The organism is Virgibacillus sp. FSP13, from assembly GCF_054048505.1.
Window position 1 is genome coordinate 1 of record NZ_JBSVKG010000016.1, and the last position, 22547, is coordinate 22547.

Sequence of the window (22547 nt, forward strand, 5' to 3'; positions counted from 1 at the left end):
GTAATAAAGTTTTGTTGAGGTTGTTTCAAGGAGTGTGATTATATTGAGTAAATCAAGTAAAAGATTAAGTACATCTCTTTTCATTTTAATGGGTTTATTATTTGTGTTTTCGATGCTTTCAATAGCTTTTTCCTTTAGCAGTTTACTGAAAGATATTGTTTATGCAGCAGGATTTTTAATTGCGATTGTCCTAATAATTTTTCATAGAATTCAAGCTAAACAGGAATGAAATAACAGCAAACGGGCGCGATTCTTTAATATACGCTTTATGTAAGGTTACTGTAGGAGTTCATAGAACAAAGCTCTTTCAAAAAAGTAGTATATCTTCTGTACAGCATCATTGGTAATTAGCAACAGTTATCAAACCTGATTCAAAATGAGTATTTTTATTTAAAACTGGTTTAGTTTACAATTTTATTAGGGGTGACGAATGCGCTCGTATCGTACAATAGGTTTAATATAAATTTAAGAGGGAGGGAAATAAAAAAATGAAAGCTGTAATTCAACATGAATTCGGTGATGCTAATGTACTTTCGTATACAGATGTTGATATACCAAAAGTAGGCAAAAATGAAGTCCTGATTAGAGTAAAATATACGAGTGTAAATTATGCCGATATAAAAAAACGTTTGGGAAATAAAGGGGAAGGTAATTTTCCTTTAATGCTTGGATTAGACCTTGCCGGAACCGTTGAAAGCCCTACCAAAAATTCAATGTTTTCAAAAGGAGATCGTGTAATTGCTTTTTCAAAAAGTGGTTCATATGCGGAATATGTAATAGCAAACGAGGAATTGGTTTTTAAAATTCCAGACCATCTTTCGTTTGAAAAAGCAGCAACAATGCCAACAGTATCTATTCTGTCTTATATACTTCTGCATGAAATTGGACAAGTAAAAAAAGCAGATACAATTGTTATACATAGTGCTGCTGGTGGTGTGGGTTCTATACTCGTACAATTGGCAAAATTAGCTGGTGTAGAAAAAATTATTGGCACTGTCGGCAATGTTAATAAAGAAGATTATGTTAAGAAATTGGGAGTCGATATAGTTTGCACCTATGAAACATTTGCGGAAGAGACCTTAAAGCAAACAAACCATCAAGGTGCCAATGTTATATTCGACTCGGTTGCTGGCGAAGTTTCCAGTAGAAGCATGGATTGTTTGACGCTATATGGCACACTGGTGCAGTTTGGAAATAGCAGCGGAGAAGCCGGCACTTTTAAAACAAGCGATGTTCATAGTAGTTGCAGGAATATCAAAGGCTTTAGCTTGGGAACAACCAGAAAGCATGATCCAGCACGATTGGCTCCTATTGCTCAAAAAGCATTGGAATTATTTGCTTCAAACAAAGTTCATATTCCTATTGCACAGGTTTTCAAATTAAGTGATGCGTCTGAAGCTCATAGGTTAATTGAAAGCCGCAATTATAAAGGAAAAATTTTGATCAAAATATAAAAATATATTATTGTCAAAACGCAGTACAAAATTGAGTAAAAATACGTGATTAAGTTATTGGGGGGATATTGGTATCTTCTTCAATCGGGCGCATTTGCGGAAGATCAGACTTAGGAAATAATCAACCTTTTTTATAAAAATTGTATAATACTTCACAAAGAAACCTTTTTGATCAATACTTTTCAAAATGGTTTTTTCTATTCGCGGAAATTTGGGGTTTAAGGGGTGTTTTGATCAAACTTTATAACTTACACTAACCTGCTAAAGTGACGGGAAATAGATCACAAAAACGCATAAAGTATCCTCGCTTATCCATACTATACGTAAATATGAAATGAATAGGTGAAGAAATGGATTTATTGAGAGATTTGACGCAAGCACAAAGCGCATCAGGTTACGAAAATGAAGTCCGCCAGATTATGCAACATGAGTTGGATCAAATAAGCAATGATATTCTGTACGATCATACGGGAAGCATTTTTGGAAAAAGGGAAGGAAACCCATCCGGACCGAGTGTTATGCTTGCAGGTCACATGGACGAAGTTGCTTTCATGGTAAAAGGAATTAATCAGAATGGGTATCTTCGTTTCACCCCGCTTGGTGGTTGGTGGGACCAGGTCATGCTAGCGCAGCGTGTAACGGTAATTACAGAAAAGAAAAAATTTACAGGCGTAATTGGTTCAAAACCACCGCATTTACTACAGCCCGAGGAAAGAAAAAAGGTATTTCCGATGCGGGAAATGTATATAGATATTGGTGCTCACAGTAAAGAGCAGGTTGAAAAGTGGGGAATCCGAGTAGGGGATCCTATTGTACCAATTTGTCCGTATGAAATGATGCATGATAATGATACGGTTTTATCGAAGGCACTTGATAACCGAATTGGATGCTATATGGCCGTAGAAGCTGCGAAACAATTAAGCAGAACAGACCATCCAAATACCGTTTATGCTGGTGCGAATGTACAGGAAGAAGTTGGAATACGTGGGGCAGAAACCTCACCATACGCGGTGGATCCGGACATTGCGATTGTACTTGATGTCGGTGTTGCCCAAGACACTCCTGGCACAAGCAGTGATGATGTCGATCATCCCGAATTACGAAAGGGACCACTTGTGACTTTTCTGGATGCCTCAATGATTCCGAATATCCGTTTCCGCGATTTGGTGGTCAAAACGGCAGAAAAAAACAACATTCCCTATCAGATTGAAGTGATGACTGGTGGCGGGACAGATGCCGGAAAAATTCATATGTACAAACAAGGTGTTCCTACCATTGTTATCGGAGTGCCAATACGATATATGCACAGTCATGTATCGCTCGCTAGTAAACAAGATATTGAAAACGGCGTAAAGCTGCTAGTTGAGGTTATTAAACAGTTAAATTCAGACACGTATGCATCACTTATAAATTATAAATGAATGAGCAAAAAACCTGGTTCTGAAGAAGAACCAGGTTTTTTGTATAACGGGTTTCTGTTAGCTATCACAAATATCGGCGCGTGTGCGTGAACATCGGCGGGAAAGCAGAAACATCAGCACGAGAGCAGAAACATCGTCCCGAGAGCGGAAACATCGGCGCGAAAGCAGAAACATCGGCGCGAGAGCAGAAACACCGGTGGGAGAGCAGAAACATCGGCGCGAAAGCAGAAACATCGGCGGGAGAGCGGAAACATCGGCGCGAAAGCAGAAACATCGGCGGGAGAGCGGAAACATCGGCGCGAAAGCAGAAACATCGGCGGGAGAGCGGAAACATCGGCGCGAAAGCAGAAACATCGGCGGGAGGACAGAAACATCAGCGCGAGAACAGAAACATCGGCGCGAGCGAGGAAACATCGTCCCGAGAGCGGAAACATCGGCGCGAAAGCAGAAACATCGGCGCGAGAGCAGAAACACCGGTGGGAGAGCAGAAACATCGGCGCGAAAGCAGAAACATCGGCGCGAGAACAGAAACATCGGCGCGAAAGCAGAAACATCGGCGGGAGAGCGGAAACATCGGCGCGAAAGCAGAAACATCAGCGCGAAAGCAGAAACATCGGCGCGAGAGCAGAAACATCAGCGCGAGAGCAGAAACATCGGCGCGAAAGCAGAAATATCAGCCCGAGCGCGGGATAGGTAACGGCATCCTTTAGATTTTCGCACGTCCTTTTTGACCCTCATAAATACCGCCTTCGTAAAAAGCAAATCAAAAAGGTAAGACACTTGCCAAGTATAGTTATCTGAAATAAAATAAAAGATAGAAAATTCAGTTCAAATAGTCAGCAAAATCATTTAAGGAGTGGGGAAATGAATTCAAAAGTAAATGATGAGCTTACAAGTCTGTTGCAACGTGCAAGAAGGAATACACTGGGAGATCTGCTGGCCAGAACGCGGGATCGGACACCGGAAAAGTTTGCAATTAAATATGAGGATAAGCATCTGACGTATGCGGAATTGGATGATCTGGTAAATCAAACAGCACGGGCATTTTTACAAAAAGGGATGCAAAAAGGGGAAATGATTACGGTCATGTCCAAAAACAGTTTGGATTTCGTTGTCGTCAATTTTGCTTTAGCACGGATTGGAGCAGTAATGATTCCGATTAATTACATGCTGACGGAAGAAGACATTCGGTATATTGTTGAACATGCCGAAGTGACTGGATTCATTGCATCGGCGGAATATGCCCCTGTACTAGACGAGGCGGCAGGTAATGCAGACATTGTTCATCGCTACTTAATGGATTTACAAGCTGCGTATGTGCCGATAAATGAACTTTCCTCTTGGCGGCTCTTGTCTGTTATCCGAGATGGAATATCAACGGATTTTGTAGAGACTGATATTACAGACGATACATTAGCTCACGTGCTATACACAAGTGGTACAGAATCCCGACCAAAAGGGGTGATGCTGACACATAAATCGTTAGTGAGTGAATATGTCAGTTGTATTGTTGATGGAAAAATGGAAGCGCGCGATATTGCCATTCATGCCCTGCCACTCTATCACAGTGCACAACTCCATGTGTTTTTAGGACCAAGTGTTTATGTCGGTTCTAGTGGAATTGTTCTTGGTGCGGCTAGTCCAGAACTTATTTTGCAAACGATTGAAGAAGAAGGGGCAACACAGCTGTTTGCGCCGCCAACTGTCTGGATTGCACTTTTGCGCCATCCTGATTTTGATAAGCGAGATTTATCGACGTTGGAAAAATGTTATTATGGGGCCGCGATTATGCCCCGGGAAATTTTAAAAGAATTAGCTGAACGATTACCGAATGCTCGTTTTTGGAATTTTTACGGTCAAACAGAAGTAGCCCCGCTTGCAACAGCCTTGCAGCCGGAAGACCAACTCCGCAAATTGGGTTCAGCCGGAACTGCATCCTTAAATGTGCAAACGAAAATTGTTGACGAGAACGATAAGGAAGTAGCTCGTGGCGAGATTGGTGAAATCGTCCATCGCACTCCACACGCGATGAAAGGCTATTTACATGATCCTGAGAAAACTGCCGAAGCATTCCGAGGCGGATGGTTTCATAGTGGTGATCTCGGTGTGATGGATGAAGATGGTTATGTAACCATAATTGATCGAAAAAAGGATATGATTAATACTGGCGGTGTAAATGTTTCCAGTCGAGAAGTAGAAGAAATGATTTATCAATTGGACGGGGTGTCTGAAGTCGCAGTCGTGGGAATACCTGATGCTTACTGGATTGAGGCTGTTACAGCAATTATTGTGCCAAAAACAGGGGCAAATCTGACAAAAGAAACTGTCCTCGAATTTTGTAAAGCCAATTTATCCACATTCAAGGCACCAAAGTATGTAGATTTTGCAGAAACGCTTCCAAAAAATCCGAGCGGGAAAGTATTGAAACGGTCATTGAGAGATCAGTATGATGGTCTTGGGTCGAAATAGCGACGGGATGGTAAATGAGTGCTTATCGGGGTTATTTTAGGGAAATCAAATATCTATCCATACACACGTTATTTCATTTTTGTAATAGCGTGTGTTTTCTGCAAGGGTGAGGCATTCTAAATTATAATGTTCAGTAAATGCTTTTTCTTATTCAATTAGCGGGGTTTCAATATTGATATATCAGGCTAACCCCCGTCAAGAAAGCTCTCCTGTGATATAATAAGTTTAATAAGTATACAAATGGAGGAGATTTGCATGAGTCTTCCCGAGGAAAAGAAAGTAAGTGTCGAAACCTTTTATAAAATGCGAGAAGAGACAGATCACTTATTGGAATTTGCTGATGGAATTGTTTTTATGTCACCATCTCCCTCGACACGGCATCAACAGGTTTCCGCCAGGCTACAGGCAAAATTGTTTAACTTTCTTGACGGCGGAAAATGCCAAGTGTTCAGTGCCCCTTATGATATTCATCTGCATAGAGATGACCTGGACGATACGAAAATATTCATACCGGATTTATCCGTTATTTGTGATGTTGAAGGACTGGAAGAAAACAGGTTTGTCGGAGTGCCTGAAATGATAGTTGAAATTCTTAGTCCATCCAACCAAAGTCATGATCTTGTAACAAAACTGGAAGCTTATATGAAATACGGTGTGAAAGAATACTGGGTGGTCAACCCGATGCTGCATGCGATTCAAGTATATGCTTTAACAGATAAGCAGGTTTATCAACAAGTAGACATATTAAAGAGTGAAGGTGTAATGAAATCTACTGTATTGAAAGGGTTTCAGGTTGATTTGGGAGAAATTTTTCGATGATTATCAGGATAACTAAAAAGACCCAAATAGACAAAACTCATCAAGAGGAAATAATCACTTAAGGAAGGGAATCCCTCAAATGCTTGGCTGAAGCTGATGAGGGATTATTATTTTCTTTTATGAGTGTATTTTATTTTGGTAGGGCTTCATCAATATGTAAATAGGGCTTTAATTTTTGTAGTTCATGCTCCGGTAATGCCGCTTCTATCATGGGAAAGAGAACGCGCTCTTCTTTTCTAATGTGTGTATCTAAAAGCTCTCCAAGGTTATTCATTAAGGAAACAAGATTATTTTCATATGTAACAATTTGATGTACATGTGATCGGATGGTTACATGTTCCAACAACATTTCGGTTATCTCAGGTTGCTCAATAGACGCATATTGTACATAAACAGGTAGCAGAATCTCCTCTTCATCCCGAAAATGCTGATTACCATCCTTTTCCCAAAAATACGCAAGCTCACTTTTCAATTCATCCACGGTCATCTTACTTTTTTCTGTCCCGATTCGTTTCAATTTTAATGCTAAAACTAATGCATGGTGATGATGGTGTGAAAGTGGATATAACGACTCGTGCCGCTTCATCCCTTTATTGTGTTTAGCCATATCTAAATCCCTTTAAAAAATTATTTTATTACTAAGTCTAGTATACATCTTTCCATTAATACAAAATACCTACATAAATCTTGAAATGAGCATGATGATGTTATCAATAATCAACTCCAAGTGCTACAAGGTACACAAACAAGTACAGCAGAACAAGGTTGGTTTTTAGAATATAAACCTCACAAATTTGCAACACTAATTACAGGAGGTGTCTTCAATGAGTGAAAAGGAAAATAATTGGAAAAAACGAAGACCGGATTCTAGTGTGAACCCACAAGGCCTTACAGAAGATGAAGCAAATCAAAGGCCAAAGTCACAACTGGAACAACGGGCTAAAAAGCGAAACACAAAAATTTAACATTGGAATTTTCGCTAAGAAGGTGAGTCAAATCGACCATACATTAGATTATTTGCGTGAATCATTATCAAACTATATGGAAAATGATTTATGCCAACAAATTTATGAAAAAATGGAATCAGGGAATTATGATGGCGAAGAGGAGTTTGTTCGCGATTTGGATGATGATGAAATGTCATATTTGAACGCTATGTTGGAAAGAGAAATAAATTACGCAAAAAATGTCCAAAATGATAGCAGAGTAAAGGAACTGAATGAGGTCTATGAATTGTTAGTACTTTAACTACATCGAATGACCTAAACATGTTTTTAAATAAAATGGGTAAAAATACCATTGAAATATCCTGCATGAAGATGTACTATATAAATACAAGCTACGATGTTCGTAATCATAATAAGTTTTAACCTCTAATGTGATAATAGGGAGTTTTAGATCGGAACTCTAATGTCGGGCCGCCCAGAGCGGAAGACAGGAAGGTTTCTGCAAACACCCACTTTGTGAAGTGGTGGTTTAAAACTTTTTATATAACAATTACGGCACTTGTGGCTGTTAACTACAACTATGACAGACCAGTTTCTATTTAGGAACTGGTCTTTTTACATACAAAACATCCATGAATATAAGCTCTCAACCATGGATGAAAAAACTTTTTCACAAAAAAAGAGATCATGCCACTACTGGTCATGATCTCTTTTCGATTAAGCTGTTTTCAACGTGATTCCAATACTCTCTAGTTTTCTTTTTGACTCTTCGCTTGCAGGTCGGTAGCCTTTTTCAATAAGTTCTTTTATGTAGATTTTGTTATAAATGAATGAAAAAATGATGGAAACAACCCATGTACCCATACCTGCTGTTATGATTGCAACGGCTACTGCAGCAACGAACATAATAGCGGCCCATTTCAGATCTCCTCTAAATAATGCAGGGAAAAAACCAAAAAAGAATGTAGTCCAACTAAAGCCAACTTTAACCTCTTTAAATAATCCAATTTCATTTTCGAGACTTGCCTTCATTATTTTCACCTCCTAAAAATCAACTATAACCTGTAACATCAATTGAGCATATTACATGTATAGTTAAATTATACTACATTTTTCATATATCGTTAATACATAGTAAGATATTTACCGAAAAGTCGTATAAGTAAAACTTTACACTATTAATTACAAAAAAGTATTATACATCCTGTTTTCGTAGCGATAAGATAAATATATAGAGAAGAGGAGGAAGTTATATGTCGTTTCAAATTGATAAAATTGACCATGTACAGCTTGCAGCACCAATTGGTGGGGAAGATCGTGCGAGAACGTTTTTTCAAGGATTATTGGGCTTTGAAGAAGTGGTCAAACCGGAATCTTTGCAAAAACGTGGAGGGGTTTGGTTCCGAATTGGTTCCATTCACTTGCATATTGGGATAGAAGAAAATTTTCACCCTGCCGAAAAAGCACATCCAGCATTTCAGGTTAAGAATATTGAAGCGATGAAAGTGTATTTGCGTATGCGTAATGTGACATTTACGGAGGATGAAAATCTTCCAAAAGCGAATCGTTTCTATCTTCATGATCCATTTGGGAATCGGTTAGAGTTTTTAGAATGGCTGGATGAATAACATGCTAGAAACGAAAAGACGAACGCTATTTTAGATATTAAAGTATAAAATTTGTAGCTGTATGAATCCTTTTTTAGGAAGAGCCACGTCCAGCTCCAGCGCCCAGCGGCTATTGTGCTTCCTTCACCTTCGTACGATAAGTTAACATCGGTTCGCTTCCAGCTCACCGTGTTTCCTTTATCTCCTACGGTTCAGTCCAGCACATACGCCGCTAACCGGGCGCTTGCGCTTTTGTTCTCTTTTCGTTTCCCCTCCAAGTAAGGCCTTTTTCAATCATTTCCTGATACTTTTGCGTAATTAATTTCCTTTTTTCGTTGTCCTATTGCAGATACAACACTATGTAAAATCATTCCCACAACTACAAGCGCCATCCCGGCGAATGAAATCGGGCTTGGCAGTGGTGCATTTAGTATGAGTAACTCCCCAAACAAGGCAAAAACAACTTCACCAGATTGTGTCGCTTCAACAGCAGCTAGTTTTTGATTATCATGGTTGACCAGTTCCGTTGCATAGAAAAATAATACGGTAGCGATGATTCCAGAAGATACTGCCACAATAAACGTTTGCAAAATTTGACTTGAGCTCGGTAGTCCTTGGGTAGTCAGCCCATAGATCGATAAAATTATCCAAAATGGCATACTCGAAATTGTCATACCAAGGATTCGTTGAAATGTATTTAAGTCACCGTTTACGACCTGCATCATTTTCCGATTGCCAAGTGGATAACTAAACGCCGAAACGATTAAAGGGATGACACATAGTATAACGCTTGTAACCGAGACAGAAGATGCGTGTTCCATCTGCATAATAAAAACCCCTGCTAGTATGACTAGTGAAATGAAGACACTCTGAATTGGAATGCGCTGTTTCTTCTGTTTATTTAAAAATGGTACAAGCAAAGACCCGGCGATAATGGTGATTTGAAATGTTGCTGCAACAAGCCAACCCGGGCCATAAATAGTCGCAAATGTAAGTGGTGCATAAAACAATCCAAATCCAACCGTGCTCCAAATCGTCCATGCGAAAGGCTGTTTTTTTATGTGCGTGATGACTGGTTTTAAATTTTTTTGATAGCCAACGATGATGAAAAGCATTGGCAGCATAAATAGAAACCGAAGTGAAGCGCTCCAGGCCCAGCTTCCACCCTCCAGTTCCATCGATCGATTTAGAATAAATGTTACGGAAAAAAATAAGGCCGCCAAGATACCGATACCTGTTGCTTTCATTGTCTCACTCCAAATTCTTGTAAGTATGTTTATGAATAAGCATACCAGAAAGGAAATAAGAATTGTTGAAATTTTTCATGAAAATCACAATCGCTAGCATATAATTATATCGAACTATTACATTTGAAGGGGGACGGAACATGGGTGTCAAATTAATAAAAATTTCGGTTGTATATTTTATGATTGGGATTTCTTTTGGACTATATATGTCCGCTATGCATGTATTTTCTATGACAACCGTACATGTTCATGTGAATTTACTTGGTTGGATGTCGCTTGGTATTGCTGGTATTTTTTATGTGCTATTTCCCCAACTTGCCGAAACAACTGCTGCAAAGGCCCACTTTTGGCTGCATAACATTGGTCTGCCGGTTATGATGATTAGTATTGCTTTGGCAATTTTAGGTGCAGGGTCAGTATTTTTCCCAATTGCTACGATTGGAGGGGCACTTACAGTTATTGGAATCTTTTGTTTTGGGTATAATGTGTTGCGAAATTTAGGAAGTGTAGCTGGTAAATAGGGACGATAATTAGTAATGAAATAGTACGTGATTGAAGGATTTTTGCTGTTGCAGAAATCCTTTTAGTGTGTGTTCAAAAAGTTGCCAAATTAGAAGCAAGGTCGACTAAGTTCGTCACGTCAATAGCCAACGTCGACACTAGCACGTCCTCGAAAAAGAGATACACTTTTTCTTCGTGCGATGTATCGCTGTCGTAGCCTTCCTTGTCCTGTGCGTCGAAGGTCGAGGCGGCGTAGCTTTGAACACCGGAGTGTACATAAATTGGTACATGAGGAGCAAAAAAGCAAGCCAACGAAGAGATTCGCCGCTTATTATTTGGTGACTGAACAACCTCTTTTAATATTTTTTTTGATCATTAATGTCTGCTATAATTTGGTTAGGAAATTGTATGAAGAAAGGGTGGAAGCTTGCGGCAATTTTTATTAATTTTTGGTGTGCTTTTCTTATTAATGGGATGTAGTCCGGAAAAGGAATATTACATGTCTATGACCGGTGACAGTGATAGCTGGCGGATCGAGAATTATCAAATCAAAATAACGGCGGATTCGTTTAAAGCTGGAAACGGAGAATTGTTTATGAAGAGGAATGACGAATATAAGACTGATTCTTTTTCAATCGAAGCTCATGCTGTTATAAATAATAATGATAAAGTGATTAGTCGATTTAGCTCATCGGCTTATGCTGGTGATGGGATGAATATCGCGGGAAAGCAGGATACTGGAGAAATTGAGAGCGGTGCTTACATAAATGAAGATGGGGATCCGATCACATTGGATGACATCAGCAATGTGTATGTCATAGTTGAATGGTGGGATCAGGGCAAAGAAAGGGACATGAAGGAACGTATTGATTTATATGATGCAACCGATCGTATTGGAAGCGTTGAAAATAGAAAATAACCATACAATGACACGGTTGATCATGGAATGTAAGAAACATGTGGAAATCATCGTAAGTTTAAGGAGATGAAGTAATGAAAACAGAGAAAAATAAAATGATAGATGGAGAATTGTACAATCCAGCTGATCCAGAATTAGTCAATGAAAAAAGCAATGCACGAAGGCTTACCCGATTATTTAATCAGGCACTAAGGTAGGGTTAATGTATGATAAGGAAAAATAGAAATGTATTATTTCAACTATTTTTCCCTTTTGATCTAAACCATAGAAAAAGCTTTGTAAACCAATATGCAATAAGAGAAACTGCAACATCAATGAGGAACAAGTATGTTAGATTCATACCTTTATCTACTTTTAAAAGGCCGAACGCCAAACAGAACGAACCAAAACCATATGCAAAGACAAGAGCTCCAATAATCGCAAAAACATAAAAATTCTTCTTGTGGTTCATACAATATTGATACAATAGCATGAACGTTATCGGCAATAAAATAGCTGCTATGTTAACACCTGTTGGAATAATGTAAGTAAGGCTATGTGGATAAACGAAATAGTTAGCCGATGATAAACTACTACCTATATTTATCCAGATTACGTGAATGGTATAACCGAAAAAGCAAATTTCGAATAATCGTTTCTTGTCTATTAGGAAATATAGAATTATAAGCGGGATTATTACGCTTGCAATATTGAACCAAAAGTACCATGTATCAACACCAGAAAATGCATGCCAATAATCACTTATTAGTTTTTGTAGTTGGTCTTTTTGTTCGTAGATTTTGTCATATAGTTGCTTTTCGCTCATCGTATAATCCTCCAGAACTGCGATATTACTATGTCATGTAGTATTTGGTTTAACCTTATATTTATGCACTGATTAAAAACGAGCCCAGATTTGTTCTAAGCTCGTTTTGTTAAAGGGATTTCCATTATTTTATTTTAATCACAATTTTTCCCTTTGCATGATGTGACTCGCTAAGTTCATGGGCTAGCCGCAATCCATCCTGGTTAAATGGGAAGGTGTGCCCAATATTTGCTTTTACTTTTCCTTTTTCTAAAAGTTCACCGAGTTCAGCGAGTTGCTTGCCATCTGGTTCTAACCAGAGAAAGCCTGCTGATATCTCTTTCGACGCAGCCAATTTCTCATCTGGCGGTTGAGCAATCGACACTAATTTCCCGCCTTGTTTTAAGACGTCAAAACTCTTCTCTTGAATGGCGCCTCCCATGGTGTCGACAACAATATCGTAATCTTTGAGAATCTCTTCAAAATTTTCTTCCTTATAATTAATAAATTTATCCACACCGAGTTCGTTTAGAAATGCTTCGTTTTTCCCGCTTGCTGTTGACGCTACATATGCTCCGAAATGTTTGGCAATTTGAATCGCAAAACTGCCAACGCCGCCTGAGCCTGCATGAATGAGAACCTTGTCGCCAGCTTTTATTTTAGAAAAATCGACAAGACATTGCCATGCTGTTAATCCGGCCAGTGGAACTACAGCTGCTTCTTCATAACTTATATTTTCCGGAATTTTTGCCACCAAATTCTCATCGACTGCTGTGTATTCTGCATATGTTCCATTGGGTGTTGTAGCCGGTCTTGCAAATACTCGATCACCGACATGAAAATTGGTAACATCAGAGCCGGCTTTCTGGATAATTCCAGCTGCATCCCATCCTAAAATGATCGGAAACTCGAATGGTTCCCTTTCTTTTAAATATCCCTCGCGCAATTTCCAATCGATTGGGTTGATTGATGTGGCATACAGCTCGATGAGTACCTGATTGGGCTTAATGTCCGGCAATGGTACATCCCGCTCGATTAAATTGTCCGCTGATCCATATTGGTCTATTACAATTGCTCGCATTAAAAAACCTTCCTTCTGCGTTAAATGTCGAAAAAATGGGTATACCGTAATTAGAAGAATACACATCATATATTTTCCCGTATTTCATTTTTCTAATCTTATGTAGTATGCTGTCCTTTAGATGAGGTGATGAGATGCAAGAAAAGTTGAACTCGCTTCCGCCGATTGTAGGAGAGAATGCGAAATTGCTTATTTTGGGGTCGATGCCTAGTAAGCTGTCATTAGAAAATCAGGAATATTACGGTAATCCGCGCAACCATTTTTGGAGCATTTTGTATGCATTGTTCAATCAAGAGCCAATTGAAGATTACGATGAAAAAATTGCCTTTATTAAACAGCATCAGATAGCTTTATGGGATTCAATCGGTACGTGTTTTCGTGAAGGAAGTTTGGATTCAAGGATTACGGACGAAGAACCAAATGATATTATTGGTTTGCTGAAGAAGCAGCCAAATATTCGGTTGATTGCTTGTAATGGCACAAAATCATTCCAGACGTTTATGGAATATTTTAATGGAGTGAATTTAACTGGCATTGATGTGATCAAATTGCCGTCAACGAGTCCTATACCAGGGCGTTACACGAAATCATTTGATGGTAAAGTGGAAGAATGGAGAAGAATTTTAGCCTACCTATAAAATGAAGTCTAAAAATTTTGATTTATTTGTGTTTTAGTATGTATTTTATAGTATAATAAGCATAGATAGAAATAATTAGATTAACAGCGTGGGGAATTTAAATATAGATATAATTGCTCAAATTTGATCGGTTTAAATTTTTAGTTGTTTTTTTTGAAGGATCAGAATAGAATAAAAAGGTGAGTCGCAAGCGGCAACTTGCGACTCAGACAGTTATCCGCAGAGTGCGGCGACTTTGTTATAGGGAATTAAAAAAGTAATTATCCCGTTAACGCCATCGACAGGGTGATTACTTTTTTTCTCGGCTGTTGACAATTAACAATACAAGAGTTGAGAACATCAACATCAACTCAATAGCTTTTTCGATTGGAATCAATTGCTTCAGCCCCTTTCCTAGGGGATAAAAGCCGCCGATTAAAGAAGCTTCCCTATGCAGCCTCAGTGAAGCTCACCCTGCATTACCTGTCCTCACCATTATACAATAAAATAATTGGAAAAGGTTGTAATTATTTGAAAATGGTACAATTTTCACAGAAATCCGTATATTTGTATTAAAGCCCTTCTTTTTACTCATCATCAGTTTATTTCCAAACCGAAGCTTGTTCCATCGTGTTATTATCCACAATCATTTCCTGCCTAAATAAAAACAAGTAAGATCATGTGATTTGAATATGTTTGCTTCCATCATGTTTATATTTCCGATAAAAATCAATCATAGGTTCGATCGTATCTTTGAAATCGGGACACACAATATCCGATCCCTTTTAATCGGCAACAGCTTGTGAACAGTCATAGGAAGAATGAATCGTAAAATAATCCATTGATTCCTTTTCAACTTTAAGCCATTTACGAGTTGGGGCAAATGCTAATGATGCCTTGGCAAGTGAGAGTGGAATTTGTCCCCTAGGTGTTTTGCCTAAGTAGTGTTCGGTTAGCATTTTGTATAGTTCCCTCATTTTATAAGGCTTTGGATCAGTTAGGTGATAGGTTTTCCCCACCCCAATTGGTGCAATTGCTAAATAACTTGTTGCTTGTAAAACATAATCCGCTGGTACGAAATTTCCTTCTGGCTGCCCGTCACCAAGGTATGGAATGACGGGAAGGAAACTTAGGTTATCAAGAAAATTGAGCATAAAATAAAGCCCATCGAATTTAATCGTGTGACCTGTCTGGGAATTTCCTTTTACAATCCCGGGACGAATAATTGTTGTCGGTACAACTTTTTTTAACCCATCCACAAGTAATTCTGCTTCATACTTTGTTTTTTCATAATGATTTTTAAACGTTTGACCTTCAACAAGCTCATGCTCGTAAATACGGCCTTCACGAGCTCCAGAAACATAGGCAGTACTAAAATAAATATAGCGTTTGAGTCTGATTAGTGTTTGGACCCAATCATTCATATGCTGTGTGCCGTTCACGTTGACATTATAGGCAAGATCCTTTGGCACAGCCAGGTCATAAATAGCTGCCAGGTGGAAAACATGTGTTACCGATTGCTGCAATGTGTGGTCGACATCCTCTTTAAGAGCTAAGCTGGGTTTGGTAATGTCACCTGTAACAATCGTAAACAAGTCTTGATCCAAATCTTGATTTTTTGCAAAGCGGGTAATTTTTTCTGTTGCGTTATCTTTGAGTTTTGGTAAAACAAGTAAGTAGATATGGTCGATGTTGTGATCATGATCATCGATGAGTTGTTTGATCAAACTAGATGCTAGAAATCCTGGATAACCAGTAAGAAGATAGGTATGTTTCAAATGAGCAACTCCAATCTCTTAAATGTATTTTCTTCATTATACCATTATCAAGTGAATCTTTAAAAAATTCACTTGATTTTTAAAATGTTTTTCCGTATACTAATTTTAACATTTAAGCAATGATATCTTCCTATAAACGTTGATGAGGGAAAGTAGGATTTCGATATTTTGTCCAGAGAACTTCGATAGCTGAGAAGAAGTGAAAATTCGAATCTGAACAATGGCCTCTGAGTTTCGCACTGAACGTATCATTTTTTTGGTATTAGTAGGTTCCGACGAGATCTGGTACTCGTTATCCAAACCAAAGTATGGAAGCTTTTCGTCTTTTATACTTGTAGAGATTGTATGTGTGAGCATGCAATGAAATAAGGTGGTACCACGTTACAATAAACCACGTCCTTATCATTTAATTGATGAGGACGTTTTTTAAGTTAGGTAAAAAAGCATAAAATCTGGCTCTAATTTGCTTCCGGCATGATGAGCCACGTCCAGCTACAGCGCCCAGCGACTAGCGAGACTTCCCTCACCTCCGTACGATAAGTCAACATCGGTTCGCTTACGCTCACCGTGTTTCCTTTATCCCCTACGGCTCAGTCCAGTCCGTACGTCACTAAACAGGCGCTTGCGCTTTTGATCTTAAAAATAGGGGGAAAACAACATGAGTAAAAATATAGTTTTTCAAACAGACTTTGGTACGAGTGACGGTGCGGTCTCTGCTATGTATGGCGTAGCGATTTCAGTCGATCCAGCACTTAGAATTTTTGATTTAACCCACGATATTCCGCAATTCAATATATGGGAAGGATCCTATCGTCTGTACCAAACGATCTCTTATTGGCCTGAGGAAACAGTATTTGTATCGGTGGTTGATCCTGGAGTCGGATCGGAGCGATTAAGTATTGTCGTAAAAACGGCTGAGAATCAATATATCGTAACACCTGATAATGGAACATTAACACATATTAAGAAAAATATAGGAATTGTGGAGGCCAGAATTATTGATGAAAAAGTGAACCGGTTACCAAGATCAGGTGAATCGTATACATTCCATGGACGTGATGTTTACGCATATACTGGAGCACGACTCGCTGCGAATGTGATATCTTTTGCTGAGGTGGGTCCGGTTATTGATGTGGAGGATATAATTGAATTGACGATCACCGAACCAAGTGTCACTCAAGATGTAGTCACCGGTATCATTGATATTCTCGATGTACGATTTGGAAATATATGGACAAACATTTCTCGTGAGCTTTTCCAACAGGCAGGGATAACATATGGGGATTCATTAGAAGTTACTATTGCAAATCATATGAATCAAGTATACAAAAATAGGATGACGTTTGGCCGGTCATTTGCTGATAGTCGCCTTGGTGAACCATTGCTTTACGTGAATTCGCTAGACAAGTTAGGCGTTGCTATAAATCAGGGCTCATTTGCCAAAGCGTATCATATTGAAACAGGAGCTAATTGGAGAATAACGATCCGGAGGGCTATTGAAAGTCAAGTATAATTTAATTGAGCTAGTAACCAAAAAACTGGATAAATCGTTTTCATGTGAAGTTTTATTACTGAAGTAGCAGGGCTGAAGGAAGGTGAACTAGGGGTGTGAAAAATTTTTGGTTACGTTTTTTGATTTTTTGTTTACTGTGGGTATTGATGATCTATCAGGAAAGTGAAAAGATTCCCATCAGTATTTTTGTATTTACTGTTGCAGTAGGAATTTATTTTTTCTTATCGATTAAGAAAGGACAATTTGTTTTATATTTGAGTTTATCTAGCGTTATTATTCTTCATGATTTTCTCATTGTAAATGAAAATACATACAGTTTTTTGCTACTTCTATTTTTAGCGATCATTTCTGCATTCGGTCTAAGTGAAAAACAACTTATTATCTATTTGGTTATTAACCTAGGACTATCTTTAATTATGAGTACTGTCCATATGGATGAATTTGTTGAAATGGTGGGGGTTAGTATTTTCTTTTATTTTTTAGTCTGGTCGTTAAATCGTATGGTACAAATAAGAAACGAGCAAAAGGGAACGTATGGACAGCTTTTAGGTGAGTACCGGCAACTAAAACGCATGAATTTAGTTGCTGAAAATGATGCTCGCTTAGAAGAACGGACGAAAATAGCACGGGACATTCACGATTCCGTTGGGCATCGTTTGACGGCATTGATTATGAAGCTGCAAATGTTGGCCATTCAAAATGGTGATACGAATTATCATGAATTAAAACAAATGGCGCAGGATAGTTTAGCGGAAACCCGTCAGGCAGTAAAAGCTCTTCAGACAGAAGAAAATGAGGGAATTGCAACAGTTGTGCATTTAATTCGCAAACTGGAAGCGGAAAGTCATATTCTGGTGCAATTTACCACGAAACAAGGCGTGTTGTCGGTAGCACTCACCAATGAAAAAAGTGTTGCTTTATACCGTGCGATCCAGGAGGCATTAACAAACGCAATGCGCCATGCACAATCGCGGGAAGTACACATTATTTTAGGAAGATCAGCAGATGGTGCAATTTCTTTTGAAGTAAAGAATCCAATTTTTGCTGCTCAACCGTTTACATTTGGGTTCGGGCTTACAAATATGAAGAAAAGGGTTGAAAATGTTGGCGGAAATCTAGAAGTTTATCAGACAGAAAATCAATTTGTCGTGAGCGGGAGAGTTCCGAGCAAGTAAGGAGAGGTAGTATGCTGCGGGTATTATTAGTTGAGGATCAGGCAATTGTTCGGCAAGGGTTAAAAGTAATTTTGGAGCAAGATGAAGAGATTACGGTGACACACGAAGCGGAAAATGGACAGGAAGCACTGGCTGTTTTGGAAAAACACTTGATAGATTTTGTCATGATGGACGTCAGGATGCCAGTCATGAACGGGATCGAAGCAACAAGACGAATAAAGGCACAGTGGCCAGATATAAAAATATTGATCTTAACAACGTTTAATGATGATGAATATGCAGTGCAGGCGTTAAAGGAAGGTGCCAATGGATTCTTGTTGAAAACATCCGAATCTGAAAAATTAATTGACGCTGTACATAGTTGTATGAAAGGTGGATTGACGATTCATGATGAGGTGGCGGCAAAAGTGTTGCCTCGCTTGTTACAGCAAACGAAGCCTGCTGGTGCTGATTTTAGGCTTTCTCCCCGTGAATTAGCGATTACTAAACTAATAGGAGAAGGGATGACGAACAAGGAAATTGCTGAACAATTATATTTGTCAATCGGTACAGTGAAAAATCATCTCACACAAATATTGCAAAAGACTGGAATGCGCGATCGTACACAGTTAGCGATATATGCGGTGAAACATGATATCTATGAATCTTAAAAACTTCCTGCTTAGGTGGGAAGTTTTTTTGCGATGAGATACTGGTAGCGGGATTGACATTTGCCTGAAATATAACTACTTCAACCCGAAAGCTAAAAACGTCAACCATCCACAGCAAACATGACTTGAGTCACCCCATCAATCCAAATCTAGTGACTTCCGTTAGTATTGTGCTGAAACAAAGCATCGTAAACTATAGATATAGGAGGCGAACACCATGCTTGAATTAGTTGATCTATCTAAAAAATTTAAACAGTTTTATGCTGTGAAAAATTTAAATATGTTTATTGAAAAAGGTGAAATTGTTGGTTTACTTGGACCAAATGGGGCAGGAAAGTCAACTGCTATTTCGATGTTATCATCGTTAACCGAACCGACAACTGGTGATGTACGATTTCATAACAAAAGTATCATTAAAAGCCCGGCACCATTAAGAAAAGTGATTGGTATCGTTCCACAGGAGATTGCGCTCTATGATGATTTGACAGCTGAAGAAAACTTGCAATTTTTTGGCCGGATTTATCGGTTGAAGGGTGCCAAACTGAAACAAAAAATGGATGAAGTATTAGAACAGATTGGCTTAACCGACAGAAGGAAAGAGGTTGTGAAGAAATTTTCAGGTGGGATGAAACGGCGACTGAATATAGGTGTGGCGCTGTTGCACAATCCTGAGCTTATTATTATGGATGAACCGACTGTTGGGATCGACCCGCAGTCAAGAAATTACATCCTGGAAACGGTGAAACGTCTAAATGAAGAAAAGCAGATGACGGTACTCTATACAAGTCATTATATGGAAGAAGTTGAGTTTCTTTGTGATCGAATTTACATCATGGATAAGGGTAACTTGATTGCATCTGGAACGAAAGAAGAAATCAAACGGATACTTTCTTCAGAAAAAACAATTGTCATTAAAGTAGACCGATTAAATGATCCATTCCTTGATGCACTAAAACAAGAGCCGACGATCAACAGGGTAACAGCAGGGGATAAAACAGTGACTGTGATGGTACCAAAAGAGATTAATATTTTTCGGAAACTATTAAAACTGGCTGAAGGTGCGGAAATCGAATTAAATTCTGTTGATATCAAGACACCTACTCTTGAGGATGTCTTTTTGCATCTTACTGGGCGGGCACTTAGGGATTAGAGGTGAGAAGAAATGATTTGGTCAATTGTAAAGAAACAAGGATTGATTTTACTTAGAAATCCACAGCAGCTTCTTTTATTAATCGGACTCCCCATTCTTTTGATCGCTATTTTAGGTGCCTCGCTAAGCAGTTTTATGAACGGAGGTACCGTGTCCATTGATGCGAAAGTTGCTTTTATTGAGCATGGAAACAATGATAAGCAAGTGGAACAATTCCTTCAAGAAGTCGAGCATCGCTCACTCCCTGAAAAACAAAAAGCGGCTATCAGTGCAAATGCTTCACAGATTAACCCAGTCAAAACATTGAAGAAAGAAATTTTTGGAAGTGAGGAATTAAGCGACGTCATACAATTGGAGAGAGTGAAACCGTCCGAGAAGCAGAAAATTATTCATGATGATGCATATGCAGCAGTTATTGAGGTTCCGAAAAACTTTACCTATGACACGTTACGTCATATTTTTCTAGAAGAAGATACACCTGGAACATTACAAGTTTATGAGAATGAAGGCAAGTCACTTGGTTCGAATGCTGTAAAAAATATTGTGCAGCAATATCAGGAGCAATTAACGCTTTTAACATTTGCTGGGAAAAAGAGTGCGGACTCCGGGGCATTACAAGTAGAACCGGGTTTAATTAAAGGAGAAGTCGTTTCATTACATCAAAAAAGTCCCGTTACAGCTAAGGAATACTATGCAGTTGGTATGGCTGTGATGAATGTACTTTTTCTAGCCTCAACGATTGGATCGTTTGCATTTTTGGAAAGAAAGCTACATGTATTTAATCGTATTATCCTCGCAGGTGTTTCCAGATGGATTTATTTTGCTGGAATTTTTATCGCAGGTGTTATTTTTAGTTTTATTCATTTATTGATTGTATTTGGTTTCTCTTGGCTGGTTTATGGTGTTGCATGGTCTAATTTACTTGGCTTCTTTGCCGTTACATTTGGACTGGCACTTGCGGTTGGTGGATTATCGGTACTGCTCACAGCAATCAGTTTTCGGATAAAGACAGAAATCATTACCAACTTTTTTTCATCTATTATTGTGACAATATTTGCTTTTCTCGGTGGAAGCTTTTTCCCGATTGGCGAATTATCAAAAATGATTCAATTTCTTGGGAATCTCACACCAAATGGAGCTGGAATGACAGCATATTTAAGTATTTTACGAGGTGATGGGGTAACACAGGTGCTTGATTATCTTGTATTCTTAGTTATTTTCGCGATTACCCTGGTTGTGATCGCCGCATTCAGTTTCCCAAAAAGGGGGCAAACGACATGACCGGTATTTTATTAGCAAAAATAAAGCGATTTATCCGCAATCCTTGGACATTTGTGATTATGACGGTCATGTCAATTGGATTTTCCTTTATTTTGGGAGGGGGAAATGCCGATTCCATTACCGTTCCAGTATATACGGTTCATGACCATCTTCGTAATTCGGTTGTTGGGGAGATGTTAGATGATTCGGATGCTTTAACATTTAAATGGATGTCAAAAGATGATGTTGATGAAATGATCACCAATGGAAAAGCAGAGTTAGGAGTAGAATTGCAGGAAAATGACTTTCGCGTATTGGTTGGGGTCGAATCACCATCCATTGATCTGGTGCAGCAAACAGTTGAAACTGCTTACATGAAAAAAATCCAGTATGAGCAATTGTCTGAGTCTACCAAAACGGATAATCTTCAATCGATAATGGATAATCCGGTTTTCACCATAGAATCAGCATCATTTCGTGGATCAGATACGACGATTTATAATAATACGCTCCGGACATTATTCGGTTTTACGTTGTTTTTCGTTATTTACACAATTGCCTATAATGTCTTTCACATATTGGAGGAAAAGTATGATGGGATATGGGATCGGGTTATTTTATCGCCGGTGCGAAAGTGGGAAATGTATGTTGCTAACTTTCTGTATAGCTTTATCACGGGGTATTTACAGGTAGTCATTATATTTTCTGTTTTTCGTTACTGGATTGGGGTAGACTTCAACGGGAATTTCGGCGAGGCTTTACTACTATTAATTCCATATGTTTTTGCGATTGTCGCGTTGGCCATTTTGATTACAGGATTGGTAAAAACCATACAGCAGTTTAATGCGGTTATTCCAATCGTTGCAGTCAGCATGGCGATGATTGGTGGAGCATACTGGCCACTAGAAATTGTCCAATCGGAATTCATGCTGACCCTGTCAAAACTTGTTCCGATCACATATGGAATGGAAGTCTTGAATGGTGTGGCTGTTTATGGATACCCAATGAGTGAATTGCTTTATCCGATCAGTATCCTGCTTTTGATGGGAGTAGTGATGACAGGGGTTGGGATTCATTTGATGGAGAAGCGGCATATTTAAATATATGGGTTAATCACAGTAATTGTGATTAACCCATTTTTCTGCAGCCCAGCTA

At 38.8% G+C, this 22547-nt stretch carries 23 protein-coding genes, 1 other RNA gene, 1 pseudogene and 1 other annotated feature; of the genes and pseudogenes, 19 read left to right on the forward strand and 6 right to left on the reverse strand.

All coding sequences use genetic code 11. From position 1 onward, the window contains the following. The first annotated feature begins 488 nt into the window (after window positions 1-488). From ACW2QC_RS13450 to ACW2QC_RS13470, 5 genes are all read left to right on the forward strand, one after another. On the forward strand, window positions 489-1454 hold the full coding sequence (locus ACW2QC_RS13450) for a quinone oxidoreductase family protein (RefSeq protein WP_457544483.1): 966 nt from the start codon (window positions 489-491) through the stop codon (window positions 1452-1454). A 350-nt stretch (window positions 1455-1804) separates the two neighbouring features. Further along, window positions 1805-2875 (forward strand): M42 family metallopeptidase, encoded by a 1071-nt coding sequence (locus tag ACW2QC_RS13455; protein WP_457544484.1) that lies wholly within the window; start codon window positions 1805-1807, stop codon window positions 2873-2875. An 86-nt stretch (window positions 2876-2961) separates the two neighbouring features. After that, on the forward strand, window positions 2962-3585 hold the full coding sequence (locus ACW2QC_RS13460) for a hypothetical protein (RefSeq protein ID WP_457544485.1): 624 nt from the start codon (window positions 2962-2964) through the stop codon (window positions 3583-3585). A 154-nt stretch (window positions 3586-3739) separates the two neighbouring features. Beyond that, complete coding sequence (locus tag ACW2QC_RS13465; protein WP_457544486.1) at window positions 3740-5344, forward strand: acyl-CoA synthetase; 1605 nt, start codon at window positions 3740-3742, stop codon at window positions 5342-5344. 255 nt (window positions 5345-5599) lie between these two features. Beyond that, window positions 5600-6163, forward strand: a complete 564-nt coding sequence (locus tag ACW2QC_RS13470) for a Uma2 family endonuclease (protein ID WP_457544487.1) — start codon at window positions 5600-5602, stop codon at window positions 6161-6163. Window positions 6164-6293: 130 nt separating this feature from the next. On the opposite strand, the gene ACW2QC_RS13475 is transcribed toward ACW2QC_RS13470, so the two are convergent. Next, window positions 6294-6770 carry a hemerythrin domain-containing protein gene (locus ACW2QC_RS13475; RefSeq protein ID WP_457544488.1) on the reverse strand — a complete coding sequence of 159 codons (477 nt, stop codon included), beginning with the start codon at window positions 6768-6770 and terminating at the stop codon, window positions 6294-6296. A 217-nt stretch (window positions 6771-6987) separates the two neighbouring features. On the opposite strand from ACW2QC_RS13475, the gene sspL reads away from it, so the two are divergent. From sspL to ssrS, 3 genes are all read left to right on the forward strand, one after another. Beyond that, complete coding sequence (gene sspL / locus ACW2QC_RS13480) at window positions 6988-7128, forward strand: small, acid-soluble spore protein L (RefSeq protein ID WP_106498193.1); 141 nt, start codon at window positions 6988-6990, stop codon at window positions 7126-7128. A gap of 31 nt (window positions 7129-7159) precedes the next feature. Then, window positions 7160-7411: a sporulation protein gene (locus tag ACW2QC_RS13485; RefSeq protein ID WP_457544548.1), complete on the forward strand. Its 252-nt coding sequence runs from the start codon at window positions 7160-7162 to the stop codon at window positions 7409-7411. Window positions 7412-7496: 85 nt separating this feature from the next. Further along, window positions 7497-7682, forward strand: a non-coding RNA gene (ssrS, locus tag ACW2QC_RS13490) — 6S RNA. Between the two features lie 145 nt (window positions 7683-7827). On the opposite strand, the gene ACW2QC_RS13495 is transcribed toward ssrS, so the two are convergent. Then, complete coding sequence (locus tag ACW2QC_RS13495) at window positions 7828-8142, reverse strand: DUF2628 domain-containing protein (protein ID WP_457544489.1); 315 nt, start codon at window positions 8140-8142, stop codon at window positions 7828-7830. 221 nt (window positions 8143-8363) lie between these two features. On the opposite strand from ACW2QC_RS13495, the gene ACW2QC_RS13500 reads away from it, so the two are divergent. Then, the gene (locus ACW2QC_RS13500; protein WP_457544490.1) at window positions 8364-8738 is read left to right on the forward strand and encodes a VOC family protein; all 375 of its coding nucleotides are present in this window, start codon (window positions 8364-8366) and stop codon (window positions 8736-8738) included. A gap of 269 nt (window positions 8739-9007) precedes the next feature. Here ACW2QC_RS13500 and ACW2QC_RS13505 read toward each other — a convergent pair whose 3' ends face one another. Further along, on the reverse strand, window positions 9008-9964 hold the full coding sequence (locus tag ACW2QC_RS13505) for a DMT family transporter (protein WP_457544491.1): 957 nt from the start codon (window positions 9962-9964) through the stop codon (window positions 9008-9010). 140 nt (window positions 9965-10104) lie between these two features. Here ACW2QC_RS13505 and ACW2QC_RS13510 point away from each other — a divergent pair, with 140 nt between their 5' ends. The 3 genes and pseudogenes from ACW2QC_RS13510 to ACW2QC_RS13520 form a co-directional block, all read left to right on the forward strand. Then, window positions 10105-10485, forward strand: a complete 381-nt coding sequence (locus ACW2QC_RS13510; protein ID WP_457544492.1) for a cytochrome-c oxidase — start codon at window positions 10105-10107, stop codon at window positions 10483-10485. Window positions 10486-10892: 407 nt separating this feature from the next. Then, a complete protein-coding gene (locus tag ACW2QC_RS13515) occupies window positions 10893-11384 on the forward strand; it encodes a hypothetical protein (RefSeq protein WP_457544493.1) in 492 nt (163 codons plus the stop codon). Between the two features lie 74 nt (window positions 11385-11458). Continuing rightward, window positions 11459-11572: pseudogene (locus ACW2QC_RS13520) on the forward strand (maltose acetyltransferase domain-containing protein); the annotation flags it as partial. Between the two features lie 47 nt (window positions 11573-11619). Here ACW2QC_RS13520 and ACW2QC_RS13525 read toward each other — a convergent pair. Together ACW2QC_RS13525 and ACW2QC_RS13530 are read right to left on the reverse strand one after the other, a co-directional pair. Continuing rightward, complete coding sequence (locus ACW2QC_RS13525) at window positions 11620-12189, reverse strand: hypothetical protein (RefSeq protein ID WP_457544494.1); 570 nt, start codon at window positions 12187-12189, stop codon at window positions 11620-11622. Window positions 12190-12313: 124 nt separating this feature from the next. After that, window positions 12314-13249 (reverse strand): NADP-dependent oxidoreductase, encoded by a 936-nt coding sequence (locus ACW2QC_RS13530; protein WP_457544495.1) that lies wholly within the window; start codon window positions 13247-13249, stop codon window positions 12314-12316. Between the two features lie 134 nt (window positions 13250-13383). Between ACW2QC_RS13530 and ACW2QC_RS13535 the strand changes: the two genes are divergently transcribed. Continuing rightward, window positions 13384-13887, forward strand: coding sequence for a DNA-deoxyinosine glycosylase (locus ACW2QC_RS13535; RefSeq protein WP_457544496.1), 504 nt, complete (start codon window positions 13384-13386; stop codon window positions 13885-13887). 764 nt (window positions 13888-14651) lie between these two features. Here the strand turns inward: ACW2QC_RS13535 and ACW2QC_RS13540 are convergent. Next, window positions 14652-15644, reverse strand: coding sequence for an SDR family oxidoreductase (locus ACW2QC_RS13540; protein WP_457544497.1), 993 nt, complete (start codon window positions 15642-15644; stop codon window positions 14652-14654). A gap of 130 nt (window positions 15645-15774) precedes the next feature. After that, window positions 15775-16048 (forward strand) — a binding site (T-box leader). Window positions 16049-16302: 254 nt separating this feature from the next. Here ACW2QC_RS13540 and ACW2QC_RS13545 point away from each other — a divergent pair. The 6 genes from ACW2QC_RS13545 to ACW2QC_RS13570 all read left to right on the forward strand — a co-directional run bounded on the left by ACW2QC_RS13545 (window position 16303) and on the right by ACW2QC_RS13570 (window position 22492). Beyond that, entirely contained in the window at window positions 16303-17157 is an 855-nt protein-coding gene (locus ACW2QC_RS13545; protein WP_457544498.1) for an SAM hydrolase/SAM-dependent halogenase family protein, read from the forward strand. Between the two features lie 95 nt (window positions 17158-17252). Further along, on the forward strand, window positions 17253-18332 hold the full coding sequence (locus ACW2QC_RS13550; RefSeq protein ID WP_457544499.1) for a sensor histidine kinase: 1080 nt from the start codon (window positions 17253-17255) through the stop codon (window positions 18330-18332). Between the two features lie 11 nt (window positions 18333-18343). Then, entirely contained in the window at window positions 18344-18982 is a 639-nt protein-coding gene (locus ACW2QC_RS13555) for a response regulator transcription factor (protein WP_457544500.1), read from the forward strand. A 217-nt stretch (window positions 18983-19199) separates the two neighbouring features. Further along, a complete protein-coding gene (locus ACW2QC_RS13560) occupies window positions 19200-20132 on the forward strand; it encodes an ATP-binding cassette domain-containing protein (protein ID WP_457544501.1) in 933 nt (310 codons plus the stop codon). 12 nt (window positions 20133-20144) lie between these two features. Beyond that, window positions 20145-21413 carry an ABC transporter permease gene (locus tag ACW2QC_RS13565; protein WP_457544502.1) on the forward strand — a complete coding sequence of 423 codons (1269 nt, stop codon included), beginning with the start codon at window positions 20145-20147 and terminating at the stop codon, window positions 21411-21413. Further along, window positions 21410-22492, forward strand: coding sequence for an ABC transporter permease (locus tag ACW2QC_RS13570; protein WP_457544503.1), 1083 nt, complete (start codon window positions 21410-21412; stop codon window positions 22490-22492). The genes ACW2QC_RS13565 and ACW2QC_RS13570 overlap by 4 nt, the downstream gene beginning before the upstream one ends. The last annotated feature ends 55 nt before the right edge of the window (window positions 22493-22547 follow it).

What these genes read in the sequence shown, in the direction of transcription:
- sspL (WP_106498193.1), top strand. Translation starts at nt 6,988, where the DNA reads ATGAGTGAAAAGGAAAATAATTGGAAAAAACGAAGACCGGATTCTAGT.
- ACW2QC_RS13545 (WP_457544498.1), top strand. Translation starts at nt 16,303, where the DNA reads ATGAGTAAAAATATAGTTTTTCAAACAGACTTTGGTACGAGTGACGGT.
- ACW2QC_RS13510 (WP_457544492.1), top strand. Translation starts at nt 10,105, where the DNA reads ATGGGTGTCAAATTAATAAAAATTTCGGTTGTATATTTTATGATTGGG.
- ACW2QC_RS13535 (WP_457544496.1), top strand. Translation starts at nt 13,384, where the DNA reads ATGCAAGAAAAGTTGAACTCGCTTCCGCCGATTGTAGGAGAGAATGCG.
- ACW2QC_RS13555 (WP_457544500.1), top strand. Translation starts at nt 18,344, where the DNA reads ATGCTGCGGGTATTATTAGTTGAGGATCAGGCAATTGTTCGGCAAGGG.
- ACW2QC_RS13500 (WP_457544490.1), top strand. Translation starts at nt 8,364, where the DNA reads ATGTCGTTTCAAATTGATAAAATTGACCATGTACAGCTTGCAGCACCA.
- ACW2QC_RS13470 (WP_457544487.1), top strand. Translation starts at nt 5,600, where the DNA reads ATGAGTCTTCCCGAGGAAAAGAAAGTAAGTGTCGAAACCTTTTATAAA.
- ACW2QC_RS13530 (WP_457544495.1), bottom strand. Translation starts at nt 13,249, where the DNA reads ATGCGAGCAATTGTAATAGACCAATATGGATCAGCGGACAATTTAATC.
- ACW2QC_RS13505 (WP_457544491.1), bottom strand. Translation starts at nt 9,964, where the DNA reads ATGAAAGCAACAGGTATCGGTATCTTGGCGGCCTTATTTTTTTCCGTA.
- ACW2QC_RS13565 (WP_457544502.1), top strand. Translation starts at nt 20,145, where the DNA reads ATGATTTGGTCAATTGTAAAGAAACAAGGATTGATTTTACTTAGAAAT.
- ACW2QC_RS13495 (WP_457544489.1), bottom strand. Translation starts at nt 8,142, where the DNA reads ATGAAGGCAAGTCTCGAAAATGAAATTGGATTATTTAAAGAGGTTAAA.
- ACW2QC_RS13525 (WP_457544494.1), bottom strand. Translation starts at nt 12,189, where the DNA reads ATGAGCGAAAAGCAACTATATGACAAAATCTACGAACAAAAAGACCAA.
- ACW2QC_RS13465 (WP_457544486.1), top strand. Translation starts at nt 3,740, where the DNA reads ATGAATTCAAAAGTAAATGATGAGCTTACAAGTCTGTTGCAACGTGCA.
- ACW2QC_RS13570 (WP_457544503.1), top strand. Translation starts at nt 21,410, where the DNA reads ATGACCGGTATTTTATTAGCAAAAATAAAGCGATTTATCCGCAATCCT.
- ACW2QC_RS13455 (WP_457544484.1), top strand. Translation starts at nt 1,805, where the DNA reads ATGGATTTATTGAGAGATTTGACGCAAGCACAAAGCGCATCAGGTTAC.
- ACW2QC_RS13475 (WP_457544488.1), bottom strand. Translation starts at nt 6,770, where the DNA reads ATGGCTAAACACAATAAAGGGATGAAGCGGCACGAGTCGTTATATCCA.
- ACW2QC_RS13450 (WP_457544483.1), top strand. Translation starts at nt 489, where the DNA reads ATGAAAGCTGTAATTCAACATGAATTCGGTGATGCTAATGTACTTTCG.
- ACW2QC_RS13560 (WP_457544501.1), top strand. Translation starts at nt 19,200, where the DNA reads ATGCTTGAATTAGTTGATCTATCTAAAAAATTTAAACAGTTTTATGCT.